Origin of the sequence: Bacillus sp. L_1B0_5, assembly GCF_000836715.1 — a bacterium.
GTDB lineage: Bacteria > Bacillota > Bacilli > Bacillales > Bacillaceae_G > Bacillus_A > Bacillus_A thuringiensis_S.
In genome coordinates, this window is sequence record NZ_JXIS01000121.1 from 1 (window position 1) to 16,537 (window position 16,537).

Consider the following 16,537-nt stretch of genomic DNA (forward strand, 5'->3'; position numbering starts at 1 on the left):
TCGTAAACAACAAGAAGAACAAAAACGTCAGGCTGACGAACAGGCTCGTAAACAACAAGAAGAGCAAAAAGTACAGCAAACTCAAACACAACCCGCTTCAGGAAATACTAGTAGTGCATACTACAAAAATTGTGCTGCAGTTAGAGCAGCTGGGAAAGCCCCTTTACATAAAGGGCAACCAGGTTATAGCTCTCATCTTGATCGTGATGGCGATGGAATTGCATGTGAAAAATAGCAATAAAAAAGAAGCTTCTACTAAGCTTCTTTTTTATTAACGCAAAATATTACCACTTATTACTTTCCCCCTTATTTTAATAACATTCTTCTTATTATTCTCAAAAACGACACAGAATAAGTGATTTCAATCACTACATAGATTTTAATTTATCGCTATTCTTAATTTAGTTATTACATTCAAACTTTATGGAGGCGTTCATATGAAACATGCATTTACTGAAACTTCTATTGTCGGTGAGATCGTTACACAATTCCCGAAAGCTAGTGATCTTTTTAAATCATATAGAATAGACTTTTGTTGTGGTGGCAATAAACCACTTATTGATGCAATTCATGAAAGAAATTTATCAGCAACAGAAGTACTTACAGAGTTAAATACGCTTTATAATAATACGAAACGATTAAACGAATCTGAAATTGATTGGAAAAATGCTTCTTATCGTGAGTTGATTGATTATGTTATAAATAAGCATCATCGCTATTTAAATGAAGAATTACCACAGTTAAGCCCTTATGTAACGAAAGTATTACGCGTTCATGGGGCAAGTCAGCCTCATTTAGCTCAAATTCATAAGCTATTTCACGAATTAAAGATGGAATTAGAACAACATTTAATTAAAGAAGAAACAGAAGATTTTCCATTAATTTTAGAATTTGAACAAAATCCAATTGAAGAAAACTATGTGAAATTACGTAAAGTAGTAGATGAGTTGGAAAATGAACATAACCACGCAGGCAACATTATTAAAGAGCTTCGTAAAGTTACAAATGACTTTACTCCTCCAGAAGGAGCTTGCGGCACTTATCGACTTGTTTACCAACGCCTTGAAGCACTAGAGTCTGATTTATTTGAACATATTCATTTAGAAAATAACATTTTATTTCCACGTGCAATTACGAGAGTATAAATCAAGTGCAGGACATGAGTATACATACTTATGTCCTGTTTTTTCATTTGGTAAAGAATATACACATCCCTCTCGAATAAATCCGAATTTTAACAATTTGTGAATCATTATAAAAATGTGATAAATATCACATCTCCCCTTTTTTTGATTTTCTATAATAGAAATATAATCCTTTGTTCAACATTTCACAGAAAAAGGGGAAACGAAAATGAAAAAACGTTTAATTATGATCGGAAATGGTATGGCTGGCATACGCTGTATGGAAGAAATATTAAAACATAATAGTGATTCATATGAGATTACTATTTTTGGAGATGAACCGCATCCAAACTACAATCGCATTATGCTCTCTCACGTTTTACAAGGCAAAACAAATATGCAAGATATCATTATGAATGAATATAGTTGGTACGAAGAGAATGAGATAACTTTATATACAAACGAAAGAGTTCAAAGTATTGACCGAGAAGAAAAAGTCATTGTCACAGAAAAAAATCGTACTCTTACATATGACAAACTTATTATCGCAACAGGTTCTAGTGCTTTTATTTTACCTGTTGAAGGTTCTACTCTTCCTGGTGTAACAGGATTTCGAACAATTGAAGATACACAATTTATGATAGACACCGCTAAAGAAAAGAAAAAGGCCGTTGTTATTGGTGGTGGGTTACTTGGTTTAGAAGCCGCAAGAGGTCTTATTGACTTAGGGATGGACGTACATGTTGTTCATTTAATGCCAAACTTAATGGAGCAGCAACTAGATACGAAAGCAGCTTCTCTATTACGCGAAGATTTAGAAGCGCAAGGCATGAAGTTTCTAACGGAAAAGAAAACTGTAAAGATTCTTGGTACAGACCATGTTGAGGGCATTCAATTTGAAGATGGTGAAGTTGTAGATTGTGATTTAATCGTAATGGCTGTCGGAATACGCCCAAATACGCAAATAGCAAAAGATGCTGGTTTAATTGTAAATCGCGGTATTGTAGTCAATGACTATATGCTAACAAATGATGAGTCCATTTATGCAGTTGGAGAATGTGCGGAACATGACGGTATCGCATATGGACTTGTTGCTCCTCTTTATGAACAAGGTGCGATATTAGCAAAACATATAACGAATTTACAAACTGATGGATATTCGGGCAGTATCGTCGGTACGCAATTAAAAGTTGCTGGTTGTGATTTATTCTCTGCTGGTCAAATTTATGAAGATGATCAAACGAAAGCAATATCCATCTTTGATGAATGTAAACGTTCCTATAAAAAAGTATTAATTCGTGATAATAAAGTCGTCGGTATCGTTTTATATGGTGACACAGCTGACGGTACACGCCTCTTTAGCATGTTAAAGAAAGAAGAAGATATACAAGAATATACACCAGTTTCCATTCTTCACAAAGCTGGTGAAGAGAGTGAACTTGACGTTGCTACAATGAGTGCGGATGACACGATTTGCGGATGTAATGGTGTTACGAAAGGTACAATCGTTCACGCCATTTTAGAACAAGAGTTAACGACTTTTGAAGAAGTTAAAGGCTGTACGAAAGCCGCAGGGTCTTGTGGCAAATGTCGTCCGCTTGTGGAACAAGTTTTATCTCATACACTTGGAGATGCTTTTGATGCCTCAGCGCAATCTGCCGGTATGTGTGGATGTACACCTTTATCCCGTGATGAAGTCGTAGCGGCCATTCACGAGAAAGGCTTAAAATCTCCAAAAGAAGTACGAAATGTTCTTGGTTTTGCACATGAAGACGGCTGTTCGAAATGCCGCCCTGCTTTAAACTACTATTTACGTATGGCGATTCCAGAAGAATATGAAGATGATAAATCGTCCCGTTTCGTTAATGAAAGAATGAATGGTAACATCCAGCACGATGGTACATTCTCTGTTATTCCACGTATGTACGGAGGCGTTACAACAGCAGATGATTTAATGAAAATTGCTGAAGTTGCGAAGAAGTATGATGTTCCACTTGTGAAAATTACCGGTGCAAGCCGAATTGGCTTATACGGTGTCAAGAAACAAGATTTACCTAACGTATGGGCTGACTTAAATATGACTTCTGGATATGCGTATTCAAAATCTCTTCGTAATGTAAAATCATGTGTTGGCTCTCGTTTTTGCCGTTTCGGTACGAAAGATTCATTAAGACTTGGTATGTTGCTTGAACAATCATTAGAAATGGTAGATACACCTCATAAAATGAAAATGGGTGTAACCGGTTGTCCGCGTAACTGTGCGGAAGTACTGACGAAAGATTTTGGCGTTGTTTGTGTCGAAAATGGATATCAACTTTATATTGGCGGAAATGGTGGTACAGAAGTACGTGAAGCTGATTTTGTAATGATTGTCCCTACTGAAGATGATGTCCTTCGCATCGCTACAGCTTACATGCAATATTATCGTGAAACTGGTATTTACGGAGAGCGAACTGCCTACTGGACAGAACGTTTAGGCTTCGATCGCATAAAAGAAATACTGCAAGATGCAAATATGGTCACTAAGTTAAATGAACGTTTCCAAAAAGCTCGTGGCACATATAAAGAAGCATGGGGACAAGCACTAGAAACGAAATCATTAAAAGCGATGTATGAAGTAGAAACTGTGAAATAAGGAGCTGTGACCTATATGATACAAACGAAAGAAAAAATAAAAGTTATGCGTGCAGAAGACCTTCCTATTCAAATCGGTAAAGAGGTGCAAATGAAAGGTATGTCTTTCGCCCTATTCCGCCTTTCAAATGGCGATATTCGAGCTGTAGAAAATCGTTGTCCTCATAAAAACGGGCCATTAGCGGAAGGTATTGTATCTGGAGAATTCGTCTTTTGTCCACTACATGATTGGAAAATTTCACTACTAACAGGTGAAGTTCAAAAACCTGATGACGGTTGTATTCAAACGTATGAAGTAGAAGTTATTGACGGGGATATTTATATATACATGTAATTTACAAAAGGAAGCCTTCTCTGGCTTCCTTTTAAATAAAAATAGACGAGGTGCGAATATGAACGGATATGTATATTTAGTTGGTGCAGGACCAGGTGATGAAGGGCTTATTACAAAAAAAGCGATAGAGTGCTTAAATCGTGCAGATATCGTCTTATATGACCGCTTATTAAACCCTTCCTTTCTTAATTATACAAAAGAAACATGTGAACTTATTTATTGCGGAAAAATGCCAAAGAATCATACTATGCGGCAAGAAATGATTAACGCACACCTCCTTCAATTTGCGAAAGAAGGAAAAATCGTAGTCCGCTTAAAAGGCGGAGATCCATCTATTTTTGGCCGTGTTGGTGAAGAAGCAGAAACTTTAGCAGCAGCAAATATTCCATATGAAATTATACCAGGTATTACATCTAGCATCGCCGCTAGTAGCTACGCAGGTATTCCCCTCACCCACCGTGACTACAGTAATAGTGTCACTTTATTAACCGGACATGCAAAAGGTCCTTTAACCGATCATGGAAAATATAATTCATCTCACAATAGCGACACGATTGCCTACTACATGGGTATAAAAAACTTACCTACAATTTGTGAAAACTTACTACAAGCAGGAAAAAAAGAAGATACGCCAGTAGCAGTCATTGAATGGGGTACAACTGGTAAACAGCGCGTTGTCACAGGAACACTGTCTACCATTGTTTCTATTGTCAAAAACGAAAATATTTCTAATCCTTCTATGACAATTGTTGGTGATGTCGTTTCCTTACGTAATCAAATCGCTTGGAAAGAACGCAAGGCATTGCACGGCAAGAAAGTTTTATTTGCATCTGCAACAAATAAAAAAAGCGCAATAAAGCAAATGTTACAAGAGTCCGGTGCAGAAATATATCAAATTCCAACTTTCAAAAAGAAAGAATATACATTAACCTCTGAACAAATCAATAAGATTTTCAGCGTTGATCGTCTTGTATTTTGTTCCGCTGAGAGTGTAGACATCTTAATGCAATCATGCAGTAAATATCATAAAGATATTCGTTCCTTACAGGCAGAACTTCAGTATATGAACCTTTCTATTCAAGAAAAGCTCATGCAATATGGATTGTTAAGTAAACCTGCGCAATTTTCTTCGAATTCAACGATTTATTTAGGACGAAACATTAACCGAATTGCTGTTATTCAAGAAAAAATTGGTGCTGGTTCCTATATGATGACTCATGAGTACACAATTGATCATCGCTTCGATGAAATTCATTCACGTATGCTTTCTGAATTCTCATGGGATAGCATTGTATATGAAGGTCGTGCTTCTATTGATACGTTTCTAGCAGAAATAAAACGCCTTGGCTTTATCAATATTCTTACTCTCCCATTCTCGTATACCGACGTTCCAACTTTACACTATGCAAATAAAGTTGGGTTTCATAACGTAGATCATCAATTACAAGAAACTCTTGTGGAGAAAGACATGGTGAGACAATGAAAGGAATTGTATATGTTGGACATGGGAGCCGGCTACAAGAAGGTAATGAACAATTCATTCAATTTATTCAATCTGTTATGAAAGAGCGAAACGAAAGAATTCAAAAAATAGCTTTTCTAGAACTAACGACACCTACTATTTCGGATGCAGTTACAGAAACGATACTAGAGGGAGTAACTGAAATAATGATTGTACCTGTTTTATTATTTGCAGCAGCTCACTATAAATGTGATATTCCTTTTGAAATAGAGCAACTACAAAAGAAATATCCACAAATAACATTTTCAGTTGTACCTCCTTTTAGTACACATCCACATATGGTGGAACTTGTAGTGAAAAGAATACGTGAAGCTATGCCAATGCAAAATAGTAGTATTTTACTCGTAGGACGAGGCAGCAGTGATCCACAACCGATACATGAATTACAACAAATCGGAGCAGCCATCGAGCGAAAACTCGGTATGCCAGTATCCTGTTCTTTTTTAACGAAAGGAACTCCCTCTTTTACTGCTGAGCTCAAGGCTATAACATCGACGGCGTCCCACGTATATGTCATGCCGTACCTTCTCTTTACCGGATTATTACTTCAAAAAATTAAATTACATGCAAAAAAATATGATCACGTTACGACTTGTAACTGTCTTCAGTTTGATACATACATGAAGTTAACATTATTAGAACGAATGGAGGAATGCATATATGTATAACATGTACCCTCTTATGTTTAATCTACAAAATAAAGTGGTCGTTATCATTGGTGGAGGTAAAATTGCATATCGAAAAGCGTCTGGATTAAAGGATACAGGCGCTTTTGTCACTGTTATCAGCCCAGAAATTTGCGAGGAAATGAAGGAGCTTCCTTATATTACTTGGAAGAAAAAAACTTTTTCTAATGATGATATTAAAGATGCCCACCTTATTTATGCAGCTACAAATCAACATACTGTAAATATGATGGTCAAACAGGCCGCCCATGATTTTCAATGGGTTAACGTTGTAAGTGATGGTACAGAATCATCATTTCACACGCCTGGTGTCATTCGAAATGATGAATATGTTGTAACGATTTCAACTTCAGGTAGGGATCCATCGTTTACGAAGCGTATGAAAAAGGAATTAACATCTATACTTCCTAAACTTATAAAAAAGCTTTCTCGTACTCACAAATTGTAATCTATCACTCAGCTAAAATAGTAATTAACTTTGAACAAACGTATTTAGAGGCGTTTGTTCTTTTTGCTTTAGTTTCGTTTTTTAGGCTCATACAAACAATTGGACAAGAATCTGTGAAGAAAAATAACGGTTTTGGAAGCCTGGAAACAACGTCAACAATTACGGACATAAAAAACAGTTGCTTGAGAGCAACTGCTTCAATATAGGTTTTATATTGGATATTCATTCAACCAAATTAGCGCTTGTTCATAATCATCAAAAAATCTCACAGATTCTTTCGTATTAGATTGTTGTAAATAATCCATTATCTCCCCCTCTTCAAGGAGAAACGCAATTGCCTTACTGTGATTCAAAATGATTTCATTGAAGAACTTCTCTTTCCATACTTTTTGAACAGAAAAATGATTTGGCGTGTATCCTTTTCTATCCACCAACAATTTGTATTTCCGTCCTTCGGAAATGAATTGCTGACAAACCTGCTCGAAACCATTAAACCATTCATACACATCCTCTGTTTTAATCTGGCCAATTAGATGGGTAACAATCAAATCTCCCGAAACCGTTGTGCTAATATTCTGTTCACTCAAATTAAAATCATCTCCCTTAATTACAATTATGAGGAAAAACCGCATAAAATCAATAAAGATAAAATTCTTACTTGACACTTTTACCCATTGTTATCATCCTAAGCTCATGTAACTTTACATGATAAGCGAGATTGTGTCTTTTTTCGCAAGTATATATGTAAATACTTTAAAGATTTGCATACGAAATAACCCCTAATGAGTTTCCTTTTTTGAATTAAGCCGCTTGATTATCAGACATTGTACAATTGTAAACGACACCCAATATATCAAAAACCGTTTTCTTCTCATATCGATGGGATTTCCGTCCATCATTTACCGCCTCAAATCTATTCGTTTTTGCACGTATATTCAAAACAAAATATATGACAAATAAATAACGACAGTTACTGTAATAATGCTGAAAAGTGTTGAAAATAAAACGATTTGTGCATGTAATTCAGGTTCTATTTGATACTCCATAGCAATGGTTGATGTATTTCTTGAAGTAGGAAAAGAACTTGCAATAAATAACGATTGTGCAACAATACCATCGATGTTTAGTAGGTATATCATGACAAGTGCTAATAATGGTCCCATCAGTAACCTTCCAATTAAAGCCCATGTTATGACTCGATGGAAAAAATTAAGTTTAATGTTGGATAATTGTGCCCCTAGCAATATGAGTGCTATTGCAACAAAACCATTTGCAAGCTGATTAAGAGGAATAAAGATAGAATTAGGAATTTGAATTGTAAAAGATTGAAAGAAAAGCCCTAATATGAGCGCATGAAATACAGGCAGTCTTAGAAATGATTGAATAATACTTCCGATTGTTTTTGTTGCTGATAGTAAGTTATATATCCCATACGAATAAGTTAAAAGATTCTGGAAAATAACAATAAAAATTTGAATGGAAACCCCCACTGGATTGTGACTGAAAATCAATTGACTTACTGGTAACCCATAATTACCGGAATTCATTAACGAAATGCTATTTTTTAGAGCTGCACTTTCTCCTTTTTCTAACTTTAATATTTTTGAAATGAAATGACTTACTATGATCAGACTCAGACTATAAAGCATTAAATAGTATATTATCTGGAGCAACAAACCTGTTTCTATACGAATATCATATATATTCACAAATACAGCCGCTGGCATCAAGCAATAAGTAATAAGTGTAGATAGCTGCTTTAAGTTAAATTGGAACTTTCTTTTTAAGATTGCACCAATTAGCATCAATATTAATATCGGTAATATTACGTCTAATATAATAAATACAAACATTTAAAACCTCATTCTAAATATATTTTAGTTGGATTAAATGCTTTACTAAATATGGACACATTTAATTCATCGGAAAACACCCTTAGTTCTCAATAATTAGAAAACTGAAATCAATAATATGAAAATGCTCATCAAAAATTCTTATTTCATTTCCCTCCCCTCTCTTTTCTTTAACATATCAAATATAACTCATAAAGAAAATTATGGATTATTTATACAAATTCATAACTTTATCTTATCGAACTAAACTGTATTCTTTAGTTTAAGAGTACTTTTTTCACAATATCCGTTAGCCTTACCAAAAAATTTGGCCCTAAAAAAATCTGATACTGTAGTTACTATGCGAAGAATACTTACATCAATTCCATACTTGTCGCTTAAACCACCTCACACACCTGATACTTGTTTATCTTGAGTGGACTTATATTTTTTTTCATCTAAACATCCCGATTCAATTAAATATTTGCATTCTAAAAATGAGTTCGATCTTTAGAATAGATTTAAGATTTCCTTCACTAATCTACCCTTTAATTGAATAACTTTTGACTTCTATATTTTAAAATAAAATTCCATAAACCTTCTGTTTTTCATTTTAAAAGCACATTCTTTTAGAAAACGAGCGTTTGTTGAGATAGCAATAAAAACATGTTGAAGCCTATTACAAAAAGAACCATCCCAAAATACTTTGGGACAGTTCTTTTTCCTTATTAATGATTCTTTAACATCACTAACAGTTTCTCTTGGCTATACATCCATACTGTAATGATTAAACAAGCAAGTGCGACTTCTGATAACGCCATAAATCCAATTGCATAATGACCTGTTAATTGGAATAGTAATGTTAAAATTAGCGGTGGGAAGAATCCTCCTAGTCCACCTAAAGCTGATACGAGTCCATTTACAATACCCGCTTGTTCAGAGAAGTACATTGGAACGAGTTTGAAGATTGTACCATTTCCGATTCCTGCACAAAATGCGACTAGTAGGCAACCAAATGTATACACGTTCATACTTGGCATAAATGATAAAATAATACCTGAAAGTGTTAAACCGATAAATACGAAGATTAATATTTTAAATGGATTAAACTTATCACCGAGCCAACCACCAATTGGGCGCATAATTGTTGCGAGTACGATGAATCCAGCTGTCCGCATACCTGCATCTACTTTCTCTAATCCGAAGTGAGATACTAAAAAGTTTGGTAAGTATACGGTAAATGCGACAAATGATCCGAATGTTAAAAAGTAAAAGATACATAAAAACCAAAGTTTTTCATTTTTATATACACCTTTTATTTGTTCCATTAATGGTGTATTCACCTTTTTCTCTTTACGATCGCCTAATAAAAAGTTCATAAGTGCAAATGCTGCAAGTAAAACTAAATAACACTGTACTGTCGCTCTCCAGCCAACTGAAGTTGCGATAACAGGCGCTAAAAATGAAGTAATTGCTGTTCCGGCATTACCTACACCGTAAATACCATTTACAAAACCGTGACTCTCTTTCGGAAAGTATTTTGGTAAAGAAGTTACCCCTACAGAGAATACAGCACCACCGATTCCGACAAATAATCCACCAATAATTAAATCCATCATAGAATTGGCAACACTAATATAAAAGACAGGAAATAATAATAAAATAAAACTAATAAAGAATAATTTTCTTGCTCCGAAACGATTTGTCCAATAACCAATTGGAATGCGAAGAACAGAACCTAAAATAACCGGTACTGCTGTTACTATAGAAATTTGTCCCGCAGTTAATGGAATATCCGCTTTAATATAAGGCATTAATGATGATAAAATGACCCATACCATAAAACCGATAACTAGATTAGAAGTTTGTAAACTTAATTGAAAATTAGGACTTTTCATCCTGTTCCCTCCTATGTATGCATAGTTATATTCATTCTCTCCAGCCTAATCACGTCCTAACATGATTAGGCTGAAAAGAATCAACCACCACTTACTGGCGGAATCATGGCTACGACATCGCCAACTTGAATGATGTCATCCTCATTTGCATACTCTTCATTTATAGCGACCATTATCTCACTTGAAATTGCTACGTTGTATTTCTTATTGAGGACTTCCTTGAGTTCCGCAACCGTAATATTTTCACAATCTATGTGTAATGCTGGCTTACTTACTTCTTCTTGCAAATGTGCAAATAATAGTACTTCAATCATATTCTCATCTCCTTTCCAGGCTCGCCATTACTATATGCTGTTTTCTCTAACTGATCGCCTATCCACGACTCTCCATCTTCCCAAAACTCTTTCTTCCAAATCGGCACCATTTGCTTTATACGCTCCATAATATATTCGTTTGCCTCATATGCAGCTTTCCGGTGTGGTGTAGAAACAGCGACGACAACAGCAAGATCCGAAATTTGTAACGTACCAATGCGATGTGTAATTGCCACATATGTCCCAGGCCACTTCTCCTCGACCTCGGTACCAATCTTCTCAAGTTGTTTTTCCGCCATTGTTTTATAAGCAACATACTCTAAATATAACGTGCGACGTCCTTTCGTAAATTCTCTGACAGTACCAATAAAAGTAGTAACCGCACCACACTCGCGCCGAATTACTTTGCTAGTAACACTTTCAATTGAAATAGGTGTATCAATTACTTCATAATACGTTTGTGTCATCTTGCACCTCTTATCTTTGTATAAATTAGCAACCTATTTTCCTATTATTTGTATGATTGAAGTGGTTCTTTCCATGGCCACTCACTTCCGACGTTTAATTCTAATAACAGTACCGAAACAGTTATTCCTGCTTCAAATCCTCTCGTTCCCCCTGGCAAAACGATAAATGCATTCGCTTCTGCAAGTGAAGAAATTGCGCTAGATTTATCTAAACCAACTGGTGTAACCTGCAATTGGCCATCTACAATTTCCACTCTCCCTCTTACAAAACGAGTAAACGGATTTGCTTTTGGAAAGTCTTTCTGTAAAATTGCTTCTACACGATATAAGTGGGGATTTTTCTTATGCAAGTATGTTTCAATGACTGGTCGAACATATAATTCACAACCGACATAACAAGCAGATGGATTACCAGATAGACCAAATAATAGTTTTCCTTCTAGCTCAGCTACAGTTGTCACACTTCCTGGTCGCATCGCTATTTTGTTGAAAAGTACATTTGCTTGTAATTCCTCATAAATAGCCGGTAAATAATCATAGTCTCCTACTGAAACGCCACCAGTTGTAATTAATATATCAACTTCTTTTATCGCTTTTTTTACAATGTTATAACACGTCTCAAAATCGTCAGCGAATTGCCCATAATACTGTACAATTCCGCCTGCTCGTTCAATTTGAGCAGCTACCATATAAGAGTTACTATTTCGAATCTTTCCTGGCTTTAATTGTTCATGTACTTCGAGCAGTTCACTTCCTGTCGTTACAATTCCAATGACTGGCTGTTTTACAACATATACCGTACTATAACCAAACGTAGCAAGAAGCGCTGCTACTCCTGGATTAATAACAGTCCCTTTTTTCACAAGGATGCTATTTTGTTTTACATCTTCTCCTTTAAAAGAAATGTTATCACCAGCAGCGAAAGAGCGTTTTAATGCCATATAAGTCTTTTCGTTTTCTGCAAATGCTTCCGTTAGCTCTAACATAACAACCGCATTACACCCTGCTGGAATTGCGGCTCCTGTCATAATACGGACAGCTTGAAATGCTTTCACTTCTTCTGTAAAAACAAAACCTGCTCCAATTTCACCAATTACTTCAAACATAATCGGGTTACTGCTACTGGCTTCTTTCGTATCTTCTGCTCGAATCGCAAACCCGTCGTACGGAGAGCGATCAAAATGCGGGACATCATGATCTGCAATAACATCTTCTCCAAGCGTTCTACCGTAGCTTTCTATAAGAGAAACCTTTTCTATTTCACCTTGGTAAGCATATTCCATTACTCGTGCAACTGCTTCTGCCACTGAGATTGGTGTACGTTTTTCTAACATTCTTTTTTCACCTCGTTTTTGGAACGTGAAACTTACTTTCTAGTCAGCCTATATATTTTGCGTATAATCGTTTTGCTATTTTCACATCATTTGTTCCATGAATAAATGCCCTACCGTCTGTAAATAAAACGAAACGATATTCATCAATTAGAAATGATAGTAAGTAAGGCGTTTTTTGGACATGTACACTTTTTTGTAATCGTTTTTGAACTTCCTCTAAATGAAGAACACGTTTTATCCCTGGGCGGATTTGAACCGTATTCCGTCCACATAGCACTTCCGTTTTCATCTGTGCTTCAAATGTTAAACTTGGATACGTGCGTGTATTTCCACAAGATGGACATGTATTTTTCTTCTGTCTATTTACTTTTAATGAGAGATGCTGATTGTTCCAAATATCAAATGATAACATTGTCCCTCTTAGCACCTCGAAATCATCCACCAATATTTTCATAGCCTCTGTTACTTGATGTGCAACGACCATTTGTACAGCTGGTTGAATAATTCCTGCTGTATCGCATGTTGCACCGCCCATAGGATGATCCATTAAGCAGCGAAAACATGGTGTTTTCCCTGGAAGAATTGTATACGTTACACCGTAACTTCCAATACATCCACCGTATATCCAAGGTATATTTTCTTTTTGTGAAATATCATTTATAAGTAGGCGCGTATCAAAATTGTCAGTCGCATCTATTATGAGATCCACTTCTTTTGTTAACTCTTTTATTTCTTGCAGTGTGACATCCGTTACAACTGGTACAATTTCCACTTCAGAATTAATCTTTCTTAAATGCTCTGCCGCTGCAATTGCTTTCGGTTTGCACTGCTGTGCATCTTCTTCTGTATATAACTGTTGCCGTTGTAAATTACTACATTCGACGTAGTCACGGTCAGCAATTGTCAATTTCCCAATTCCCATCCTAACGAGCGCTTCTGCATTTGCAGCTCCTAGTGCACCCGCACCGATTAGAAGCACATGCTTTTCTCTTATTTTTCTTTGTCCCATTTCACCAATTCCAAAAAACAATACTTGCCTTGAATAACGCTCCTTCATATGGAATCCTCCTTTCGTTATCCACCAATGTAAGACATTTCAACTTTTGGACGTTTATTTGTACTTTCAGCAGTTCTTTCATCTGAATATCGATCTGTTCTAAACTCCCATGTATGTTTGAGAATTTTTAGTAGTGATGCATCCGAAATATTTTCTCTAAGAAGCGTTCGTAAGTCCGTTCCTTTTTCTCCAAATAAGCACGTAAAAAACTTGCCGTCTGCCGAAATACGAGCTCTCGTACAAGAAGAACAAAATGACTCAGATACTGAAGTAATAAATCCAACTTCTGCATCACTCCCTATATATCGATACAATTTCGCAACTTCTCCAAAGTAACGAGGTTTAACAGGCTCAATCGGATATACACGATTAATCTTCTCTATTAATTGTTCCTTCGTAATGACTTGTTCAAAGTTCCAGCCGTTTGTACTGCCCACATCCATAAACTCTATAAAACGGAGCTGAATTTCTTGTTCTTTAAAGTAACGAGCCATATGAAGAATTTGACTATCATTCATTCCTTTTTTTACGACCATATTTACCTTTACTTCTAACCCTGCGTTCTTTGCTTCTTCAATTCCTTTTAATACAGGTTTTGTGCTTACATTTCGTCCATTAATTTTTTTGAAGACATAATCCTCTATCGCATCTAAACTAATATTTACACGTTTTAATCCCGCTTCTTTTAACGCCTTTGCTTGTTTTGCTAAATGAATACCATTTGTTGTGAGTCCAATATCTTTTAAGCCTTCTAGCTTTGCAAGTCTTACAATTAACGTCGGTAAGTCTTTACGCAATAACGGTTCACCGCCAGTAAGCCTAATTTTATTGACTCCCATACTTATAAATAATCTCGCTAATCTTTCTATTTCATCGAACGTTAGTAAAAGCTCTTCCTGTAAAAAAGCGTAATCAGGTCCGAACACTTCAGCAGGCATACAGTATGTACACCTAAAATTACAACGATCAATAACTGAAATACGTAAATCTTGAAGTGGCCGTTCTAAAGAATCTTTCATGTTCTCATGCATCTATATCCCTTCTTTTCTGCTGCAATCCTTAGTAAGCTTTCGTTTTTTATTTGCCTTCATTATAAAAAAGAAGTTACATATTCAATGTGACTTTTCTCACATTACTTTCCCCATTCAAAAATTCTTCACAAATCCGTTCGAATTTTGTTCACATCTTTACTCTCATCCGCTTTGTCTATTGCATTTTTCAAACTAAAAACTGAAAATCTCTTCCCTTTACGGTCATTGAAATTTCAATTTATTTTTAAAATAGCTCTTGCATTTTCATCATACTTACACTCAAAATAGGAAATGTATTGCTTATAAGAAGAAAGGTGATCACTGTGGCAAACAGTATGACATTATCTCAAGATTTAAAAGAATTACTTGCATCTGTTGAATATAAAATGCAAATTAAAAAAGGTAGTTTTATTTTTCAAGAGGGTATGGAGGCAACAGAGCTCTATATCATCCACTCAGGAAAAGTACAAATTAGTAAATTAAGTGCTGACGGGCAAGAATTAACACTCCGTATTTGTTCGGCATACGACATTATTGGAGAATTAACATTATTCACGGACAATGCGAAGTATTTATTAAATTCAAAATGCCTTGAAGATGTTGAAGTAGGAGTTATAAAGCGTGAAACCTTAGAAAAAGCATTACTCCAAAAACCCGCACTTGTATTTGAATTTATGAAATGGATTAGTGAACATTTAAGAAGAATGCAAACGAAGTTCCGAGATTTAGTATTACACGGCAAAAAAGGTGCCCTGTATTCTACTCTTATACGAATGACAAATAGTTACGGTGTATTAAAAGAAAATGGGATTCTCATCGATTTACCATTAACGAATCAAGAACTTGCTAATTTCTGTGCAACTTCACGTGAAAGTGTAAATCGAATGTTAAATGAATTAAAAAAGCAAGGTACAATTTCGATTCATAAAGGAAAGATTACGATCCACGATTTACAATTTTTAAAATGTGAAATTGCCTGTGAAGATTGCTCTGCTTCTGTTTGCAGCATTGATTAGCATCTTATTTAGATGCTAATCTTTTTTCAATTTAAGCTACTTATTAACGGTTATTCCCTATATAAACAAAAACGAGGCCTTCCATATTAGACCTCGTTTTGTTTTAACCATTAGCTCCTATCCGTTTACAGCAGTATTATTTTTTCAACTCATTAGGAATACGTCTTCTGTAAATTACATAACTACGGCTTACATATTTAATTGGGGCACTAAATACATGTACAAGTCTTGTAAATGGCCATACTGCGAATAGACCCATCCCTGCAAGAATGTGAATTTTAAACCAAACTGGTACTTCCATCATATATTCAACTTTCGGTTGGAAAATAAAGAGACTTCGGAACCAAGGACCAATCGTTGTACGATAATCAAATCCTTTTGAATCGATATTTAAAAATGTTGAAGAAAGTCCTGCTAGCATTACGATAAGTAATAAAATAAGCGCAATATAATCTCCCTTTGTACTCGTTGCAATGATACGTTTTACTGTTACGCGGCGGTACGTTAATATAATTAAACCGATAATAGAAGCAACACCTGCCGGAAGCCCAAAACTAATTGCTACTACATGATATATATGCTCAGAAATACCTATTGAACGGTATACAGCTTCTGGAATTAAAATCCCCATAACATGACCGCCAATTACGAACATGATCCCAAAGTGGAATAATAGACTTCCGACCCGAAGCATTTTCTTTTCTAATAGTTCACTAGATTTTGATGTCCATCCAAATTGATCATAATTGTATCTAAAAATATGTCCACCGATAAAGATTGCAAAAATGATATAGGGAAACAATACCCATAGAAATTGATCCATCATTTTAACAACCCTCC

The 16,537-nt window shown here is 35.5% G+C and carries 17 protein-coding genes and 1 pseudogene; 8 read left to right on the forward strand and 10 right to left on the reverse strand.

Annotated features, from left to right (window positions below; all coding sequences use genetic code 11):
* From RT27_RS28415 to RT27_RS28445, 7 genes are all read left to right on the forward strand, one after another.
* Positions 1–235: excalibur calcium-binding domain-containing protein (locus tag RT27_RS28415; protein ID WP_043938453.1), on the forward strand; the 235-nt coding region annotated here is incomplete at its 5' end.
* 202 nt (positions 236–437) lie between these two features.
* Positions 438–1,145, forward strand: a complete 708-nt coding sequence (gene ric, locus RT27_RS28420; protein WP_016081870.1) for an iron-sulfur cluster repair di-iron protein — start codon at positions 438–440, stop codon at positions 1,143–1,145.
* A 208-nt stretch (positions 1,146–1,353) separates the two neighbouring features.
* Positions 1,354–3,759, forward strand: coding sequence for an NADPH-nitrite reductase large subunit (gene nirB, locus RT27_RS28425; RefSeq protein WP_016081871.1), 2,406 nt, complete (start codon positions 1,354–1,356; stop codon positions 3,757–3,759).
* 15 nt (positions 3,760–3,774) lie between these two features.
* A complete protein-coding gene (nirD, locus tag RT27_RS28430) occupies positions 3,775–4,092 on the forward strand; it encodes a nitrite reductase small subunit NirD (RefSeq protein WP_000616683.1) in 318 nt (105 codons plus the stop codon).
* Between the two features lie 58 nt (positions 4,093–4,150).
* The gene (locus RT27_RS28435) at positions 4,151–5,575 is read left to right on the forward strand and encodes a uroporphyrin-III C-methyltransferase (RefSeq protein ID WP_016081872.1); all 1,425 of its coding nucleotides are present in this window, start codon (positions 4,151–4,153) and stop codon (positions 5,573–5,575) included.
* Positions 5,572–6,282, forward strand: a complete 711-nt coding sequence (locus tag RT27_RS28440) for a sirohydrochlorin chelatase (RefSeq protein ID WP_029442179.1) — start codon at positions 5,572–5,574, stop codon at positions 6,280–6,282. The genes RT27_RS28435 and RT27_RS28440 overlap by 4 nt, the downstream gene beginning before the upstream one ends.
* On the forward strand, positions 6,275–6,748 hold the full coding sequence (locus tag RT27_RS28445; protein ID WP_029442178.1) for a precorrin-2 dehydrogenase: 474 nt from the start codon (positions 6,275–6,277) through the stop codon (positions 6,746–6,748). Before RT27_RS28440 ends, RT27_RS28445 begins: the two co-directional genes overlap by 8 nt.
* A gap of 209 nt (positions 6,749–6,957) precedes the next feature.
* Here the strand turns inward: RT27_RS28445 and RT27_RS28450 are convergent, their stop codons facing one another.
* The 9 genes and pseudogenes from RT27_RS28450 to moaA form a co-directional block, all read right to left on the reverse strand.
* The gene (locus RT27_RS28450) at positions 6,958–7,380 is read right to left on the reverse strand and encodes an STAS/SEC14 domain-containing protein (protein ID WP_231577707.1); all 423 of its coding nucleotides are present in this window, start codon (positions 7,378–7,380) and stop codon (positions 6,958–6,960) included.
* A gap of 303 nt (positions 7,381–7,683) precedes the next feature.
* Complete coding sequence (locus RT27_RS28455) at positions 7,684–8,601, reverse strand: AEC family transporter (RefSeq protein ID WP_043938455.1); 918 nt, start codon at positions 8,599–8,601, stop codon at positions 7,684–7,686.
* 315 nt (positions 8,602–8,916) lie between these two features.
* A pseudogene (locus RT27_RS34450) lies at positions 8,917–9,057 on the reverse strand (PspC domain-containing protein); the annotation flags it as partial.
* Positions 9,058–9,308: 251 nt separating this feature from the next.
* On the reverse strand, positions 9,309–10,478 hold the full coding sequence (gene narK, locus RT27_RS28460) for a nitrate transporter NarK (RefSeq protein ID WP_000841859.1): 1,170 nt from the start codon (positions 10,476–10,478) through the stop codon (positions 9,309–9,311).
* 80 nt (positions 10,479–10,558) lie between these two features.
* Positions 10,559–10,792, reverse strand: coding sequence for a molybdopterin converting factor subunit 1 (gene moaD, locus RT27_RS28465; protein WP_016081877.1), 234 nt, complete (start codon positions 10,790–10,792; stop codon positions 10,559–10,561).
* Positions 10,789–11,259: a molybdenum cofactor biosynthesis protein MoaE gene (locus tag RT27_RS28470; protein WP_029442175.1), complete on the reverse strand. Its 471-nt coding sequence runs from the start codon at positions 11,257–11,259 to the stop codon at positions 10,789–10,791. Before RT27_RS28470 ends, moaD begins: the two co-directional genes overlap by 4 nt.
* A gap of 44 nt (positions 11,260–11,303) precedes the next feature.
* On the reverse strand, positions 11,304–12,593 hold the full coding sequence (gene glp, locus RT27_RS28475) for a gephyrin-like molybdotransferase Glp (RefSeq protein ID WP_043938456.1): 1,290 nt from the start codon (positions 12,591–12,593) through the stop codon (positions 11,304–11,306).
* 43 nt (positions 12,594–12,636) lie between these two features.
* Complete coding sequence (locus RT27_RS28480) at positions 12,637–13,650, reverse strand: molybdopterin-synthase adenylyltransferase MoeB (RefSeq protein ID WP_016081880.1); 1,014 nt, start codon at positions 13,648–13,650, stop codon at positions 12,637–12,639.
* A 17-nt stretch (positions 13,651–13,667) separates the two neighbouring features.
* Positions 13,668–14,681: a GTP 3',8-cyclase MoaA gene (gene moaA, locus RT27_RS28485; RefSeq protein ID WP_029442172.1), complete on the reverse strand. Its 1,014-nt coding sequence runs from the start codon at positions 14,679–14,681 to the stop codon at positions 13,668–13,670.
* A 323-nt stretch (positions 14,682–15,004) separates the two neighbouring features.
* Between moaA and RT27_RS28490 the strand changes: the two genes are divergently transcribed.
* Complete coding sequence (locus tag RT27_RS28490; RefSeq protein WP_000013863.1) at positions 15,005–15,697, forward strand: Crp/Fnr family transcriptional regulator; 693 nt, start codon at positions 15,005–15,007, stop codon at positions 15,695–15,697.
* A gap of 136 nt (positions 15,698–15,833) precedes the next feature.
* On the opposite strand, the gene narI is transcribed toward RT27_RS28490, so the two are convergent.
* Positions 15,834–16,523, reverse strand: a complete 690-nt coding sequence (narI, locus tag RT27_RS28495) for a respiratory nitrate reductase subunit gamma (RefSeq protein WP_016081882.1) — start codon at positions 16,521–16,523, stop codon at positions 15,834–15,836.
* Between the last annotated feature and the right edge of the window lie 14 nt (positions 16,524–16,537).

Bases quoted from the DNA above. Each gene is read 5' to 3' on its own strand.
- RT27_RS28450 (WP_231577707.1), bottom strand. From the start codon at position 7,380: ATGCGGTTTTTCCTCATAATTGTAATTAAGGGAGATGATTTTAATTTG.
- RT27_RS28435 (WP_016081872.1), top strand. From the start codon at position 4,151: ATGAACGGATATGTATATTTAGTTGGTGCAGGACCAGGTGATGAAGGG.
- RT27_RS28480 (WP_016081880.1), bottom strand. From the start codon at position 13,650: ATGAAGGAGCGTTATTCAAGGCAAGTATTGTTTTTTGGAATTGGTGAA.
- narK (WP_000841859.1), bottom strand. From the start codon at position 10,478: ATGAAAAGTCCTAATTTTCAATTAAGTTTACAAACTTCTAATCTAGTT.
- nirB (WP_016081871.1), top strand. From the start codon at position 1,354: ATGAAAAAACGTTTAATTATGATCGGAAATGGTATGGCTGGCATACGC.
- moaA (WP_029442172.1), bottom strand. From the start codon at position 14,681: ATGCATGAGAACATGAAAGATTCTTTAGAACGGCCACTTCAAGATTTA.
- ric (WP_016081870.1), top strand. From the start codon at position 438: ATGAAACATGCATTTACTGAAACTTCTATTGTCGGTGAGATCGTTACA.
- RT27_RS28445 (WP_029442178.1), top strand. From the start codon at position 6,275: ATGTATAACATGTACCCTCTTATGTTTAATCTACAAAATAAAGTGGTC.
- glp (WP_043938456.1), bottom strand. From the start codon at position 12,593: ATGTTAGAAAAACGTACACCAATCTCAGTGGCAGAAGCAGTTGCACGA.
- nirD (WP_000616683.1), top strand. From the start codon at position 3,775: ATGATACAAACGAAAGAAAAAATAAAAGTTATGCGTGCAGAAGACCTT.
- moaD (WP_016081877.1), bottom strand. From the start codon at position 10,792: ATGATTGAAGTACTATTATTTGCACATTTGCAAGAAGAAGTAAGTAAG.
- narI (WP_016081882.1), bottom strand. From the start codon at position 16,523: ATGATGGATCAATTTCTATGGGTATTGTTTCCCTATATCATTTTTGCA.
- RT27_RS28470 (WP_029442175.1), bottom strand. From the start codon at position 11,259: ATGACACAAACGTATTATGAAGTAATTGATACACCTATTTCAATTGAA.
- RT27_RS28455 (WP_043938455.1), bottom strand. From the start codon at position 8,601: ATGTTTGTATTTATTATATTAGACGTAATATTACCGATATTAATATTG.
- RT27_RS28440 (WP_029442179.1), top strand. From the start codon at position 5,572: ATGAAAGGAATTGTATATGTTGGACATGGGAGCCGGCTACAAGAAGGT.